The 3,771-nt window shown below is 65.3% G+C and carries 4 protein-coding genes and 1 pseudogene; 4 read left to right on the top strand and 1 reads right to left on the bottom strand.

The features are described from left to right. The 3 genes and pseudogenes from MJ956_RS15380 to MJ956_RS15370 form a co-directional block, all read left to right on the top strand. Positions 1-397, top strand: a pseudogene (locus MJ956_RS15380) (MFS transporter); the annotation flags it as partial. Beyond that, complete coding sequence (locus MJ956_RS15375; RefSeq protein WP_253965323.1) at positions 394-846, top strand: TspO/MBR family protein; 453 nt, start codon at positions 394-396, stop codon at positions 844-846. The pseudogene MJ956_RS15380 and the gene MJ956_RS15375, both read left to right, overlap by 4 nt. Positions 847-889: 43 nt before the next feature. Further along, positions 890-1,552, top strand: coding sequence for a 5'-methylthioadenosine/S-adenosylhomocysteine nucleosidase (locus MJ956_RS15370; RefSeq protein WP_253965322.1), 663 nt, complete (start codon positions 890-892; stop codon positions 1,550-1,552). Positions 1,553-1,617: 65 nt separating this feature from the next. Here MJ956_RS15370 and MJ956_RS15365 read toward each other — a convergent pair whose 3' ends face one another. Beyond that, positions 1,618-2,106 carry a YciE/YciF ferroxidase family protein gene (locus tag MJ956_RS15365; protein WP_253965321.1) on the bottom strand — a complete coding sequence of 163 codons (489 nt, stop codon included), beginning with the start codon at positions 2,104-2,106 and terminating at the stop codon, positions 1,618-1,620. A 176-nt stretch (positions 2,107-2,282) separates the two neighbouring features. On the opposite strand from MJ956_RS15365, the gene guaA reads away from it, so the two are divergent. Beyond that, positions 2,283-3,771 (top strand): glutamine-hydrolyzing GMP synthase (gene guaA / locus MJ956_RS15360; protein ID WP_253965320.1); only part of this gene is annotated, 1,489 nt, incomplete at its 3' end.

Raw genomic sequence — 3,771 nt, 5'->3', positions numbered from 1 at the left:
CCTCGTTCTGGTCGACGCGCCTTGCACCGGAACCGGCACCTGGCGGCGCCGTCCGGATGCCAAGTGGCGGTTGTCGGATCGGCAGCTCGACAAACGAATGACCGAGCAGGATGCGGTGCTCGATCAGGCGGCGCGCTTCGTCAGGCCGGGGGGGCGTCTCGTCTACATCACCTGTTCGGTGCTCGCAGCCGAGAACGAGGCGCGCGTCGCTGCCTTTCTGGATCGGCGAGACGACGGCTTCAAGGTGGCCGACGCGACGGCCGCATGGGATGCGGCTCTTCCCGAATCGTCGAAGGCGTGCCGGCCCAGGCCGGTCGGCGGCGGAACGGCCTTGGCGCTGACGCCGAGAATCAGCGGCACCGACGGTTTCTTCTTCGCCATGCTGGAGCGGACATGAGGCATCCCTACGTCGTTCTGGCCCTGTTCCTGATCCTCACCGTGGGCGGTGGCTCGGCGATCGGCATCGCCACTGCGCCGGGCGACTGGTACGCGGGCCTGAGCAAGGCCTGGTTCAACCCGCCGAGCTGGGTGTTCGCCCCCGCCTGGACGATTCTCTACCTCCTGATCGGCATCGCCGGCTGGCGCGTCTGGCACGCCGGCGAGCTGCAGGCCTCGCGCCTGTGGTGGCTGCAGATCGGACTGAATTTCCTGTGGTCGCCGGTGTTCTTCGTTCTGCATTGGACCGGCGCGGCGCTGCTTGTCATCATGGCGCTGCTTGCGACGATCGCCGGTTTCATCGCGTTCACCTGGCGCCATGACCGCCCTGCTGCGCTGTTGTTTTTGCCCTATGGCGCCTGGGTCGCCTATGCGCTTCTTCTCAACGGCGCGATCTGGTGGTTGAACTGAGCGACATGGTCGCCGATCGCGCGCCTTGTCGGTGGACCTGCCCATGACCGGTTTCGATCCCACTTGGCGCGATTTCGCCACCGACGAACTGGCCGGCCGCAAGGTGCTGTTCGTCATGGCGGCGACGGCCGAATACGGGCCGGCCTTGCGGCGCCGCATCCGGCCGCTGATGACCGGTGTCGGCCCGATCGAGGCGGCGCTGGGCACCGGCGTCGCCCTCAACGCGCTGCGGGCGGCCGGCCACAAGCCGGACCTCATCGTCTCTCTGGGCTCGGCCGGTTCGCGGACGCTGGAGCAGGGGGAGGTCTATCAGGTCGCCTCGGTCGCCTGGCGCGATATCGACGCTTCGCCGCTCGGATTTCAGAAAGGCGTGACGCCGTTCCTCGACCATCCGCTCCACACCCCTTTGCCGACGCCGATCCCGGACATCGCTGCGGCGCGGCTTTCGACCGGGTCCGACATTGTCTCCGGTTCCCGCTACGAAGCGATCGACGCCGACATGGTCGACATGGAAACCTTCGCCGTGCTGCGCGCCTGCCAGCGTTTCGCGGTGTCGCTGCTCGGCCTGCGGGGGATTTCGGATGGCGCGGCTGAGCTGCATCACTACGACGACTGGACGACACTGCTTCACGTCATCGACGAGAAGCTGGCGGACGCGGTGGATCGACTGGAAGCTGCGCTGGCTGGCGGTCTTCTTGCGGAATAGACCCGGCGGCACGAACGGGCCCCGCTGGCGGGCGGATGTCCGTTCGTGCGTCGGAGCGGTTGGGGTTACGCGGCCTTCTTGTTGACCTTGCCACTGCCGATTTTGGTCAGCTTCTCGTCCGCGGCTTTTTCCTGCGCCAGCGTTTCCTTCAGCGTCTTGACCGCCTCCTTGTGCCCAAGGGTTTCGGCCCAAGCGATCAAAGTGCCGTAGCGAGCGATTTCGTAATGTTCGACCGCCTGGGCGGCCGCCAGCATCGCCGCGTCGAGGGTCTCACCGTCCTCGACCTCGTCCATCAGGCCCTTTGCCTCATCGAGGATACCCTCGATCGCGTCGCATTTTTCCGCCGACGGCTTCTTGCCCAAGCCCTCGAAAACGCTCTCGAGGCGCGTCACATGGTCCTTTGTTTCCTCCAGATGGGAATCGAAAGCCTTCTTCAGTTCCTCCGATGCCGCCTTCTTCGACATCTTGGGAAGCGATTTCACGATCTGCTTCTCGGCGTAATAGATGTCCTTCAGCGTATGGATAAAGAGATCGTCCAGCGATTTGACGCTCATATCTTTGACTCCGGTGGCGCGGCATGATTGCCGATGCCGATGAACGACGGCGATCGATGCGCGTTCCGCGCCATCGAGGGGAGATTGCGGAGCCAGCTAGCGATGGCTGGGGATGACGCCGAAAGGTGACCTGGCACGCGCTGGACATTGGCGGCTTGCTTGCCTAAAGCCTCGCCATGACAGCGCATCCCGACACCGTCCTCATCATCGACTTCGGCTCCCAGGTCACCCAGCTCATCGCGCGGCGGGTACGCGAGGCCGGGGTCTACTCCGAAATCGTTCCCTTCCAGTCGGCGGCCGAAGGTCTGGCGCGACTGAAGCCGAAGGCGGTGATCCTGTCCGGCTCCCCCGCCTCGGTGACCGAGGCGAACGCGCCCGATGTGCCGTCCGCCCTGTTTGAGGCCGGTGTCCCGGTTCTGGGCATCTGTTACGGCCAGCAGACCATGTGCGCGCAGCTCGGCGGCAATATCGAGGGCGGCCTGCATCGCGAGTTCGGCCGCGCCTTCATGGAGGTCCGCAAGGCCTCGCCGCTGTTCGAGGGCATCTGGGCCGAGGGCACCCGTCATCAGGTCTGGATGAGTCACGGCGACCGGGTCACTGAACTTCCGGAAGGCTTCGAAGTCATCGGCCATTCGCCGGGCGCGCCCTTTGCCGCGATCGCCGACGAGAGCCGGCGGTTCTACGGTGTGCAGTTCCACCCCGAGGTTGTCCACACCCCGGACGGCGCCCGGCTCCTGTCGAATTTCGTGCACCGTATCGCCGGGCTTGCCGGCGATTGGACGATGGCGGCCTTCAAGGATCAGGCGATCGACGAGATTCGCAAGAAGGTCGGTACGGGCCGGGTTATCTGCGGATTGTCGGGCGGCGTCGATTCCTCCGTCGCGGCGGTGCTGATCCACGAGGCGATCGGCGAACAGCTCACCTGCATCTTCGTCGATCATGGCCTTCTGCGACTGAACGAGGCCGAGGAAGTCGTCGCGATGTTCCGCGACCATTACAACATCCCGCTCGTCCATGTTCAGGCCCAGGATCTCTTCATCGACGCGCTCGAGGGCGAGACGGACCCTGAGGTCAAGCGCAAGACCATCGGCCGGCTGTTCATCGAGACCTTCGAGGCGGAAGCCAAGAAGCTCGGCGGCGCCGATTTTCTGGCGCAGGGCACGCTCTATCCCGACGTCATCGAGTCGGTCTCCTTCACCGGGGGACCGTCGGTGACGATCAAGTCCCACCACAATGTCGGCGGGCTGCCCGAGCGCATGAACATGCAGCTGGTCGAGCCGTTGCGCGAGCTGTTCAAGGACGAGGTCCGGGTGCTCGGCCGCGAGCTCGGCCTGCCGGAAAGCTTCGTCGGACGCCAGCCGTTCCCGGGGCCCGGGCTCGCCATCCGCTGTCCGGGCGGCGTCACCCGCGACAAGCTCGAGATCCTGCGCCTGGCCGACGCGATCTATCTCGACGAGATCCGCAAGGCCGGGCTGTACGACGCGATCTGGCAGGCCTTCGCCGTGCTCCTTCCGGTACAGACCGTCGGCGTCATGGGTGACGGGCGCACCTACGAGTTCGTCTGCGCGCTAAGGGCGGTGAACTCCGTCGACGGCATGACCGCCGACTTCTATCCCTTCGATATGGAATTCCTTGGCAACGCCGCGACCCGCATCATCAACGAGG

This window comes from Aurantimonas marianensis, from assembly GCF_024195285.1.
Lineage (GTDB): Bacteria > Pseudomonadota > Alphaproteobacteria > Rhizobiales > Rhizobiaceae > Aurantimonas > Aurantimonas marianensis.
Note: the sequence above shows the minus strand (reverse complement) of the source record. Positions and strands in the feature narration are given on the sequence as shown.

Excerpts from the sequence above, each read along its gene's own strand:
- MJ956_RS15375 (WP_253965323.1), top strand. The coding sequence starts at position 394 with ATGAGGCATCCCTACGTCGTTCTGGCCCTGTTCCTGATCCTCACCGTG.
- MJ956_RS15370 (WP_253965322.1), top strand. The coding sequence starts at position 890 with ATGACCGGTTTCGATCCCACTTGGCGCGATTTCGCCACCGACGAACTG.
- MJ956_RS15365 (WP_253965321.1), bottom strand. The coding sequence starts at position 2,106 with ATGAGCGTCAAATCGCTGGACGATCTCTTTATCCATACGCTGAAGGAC.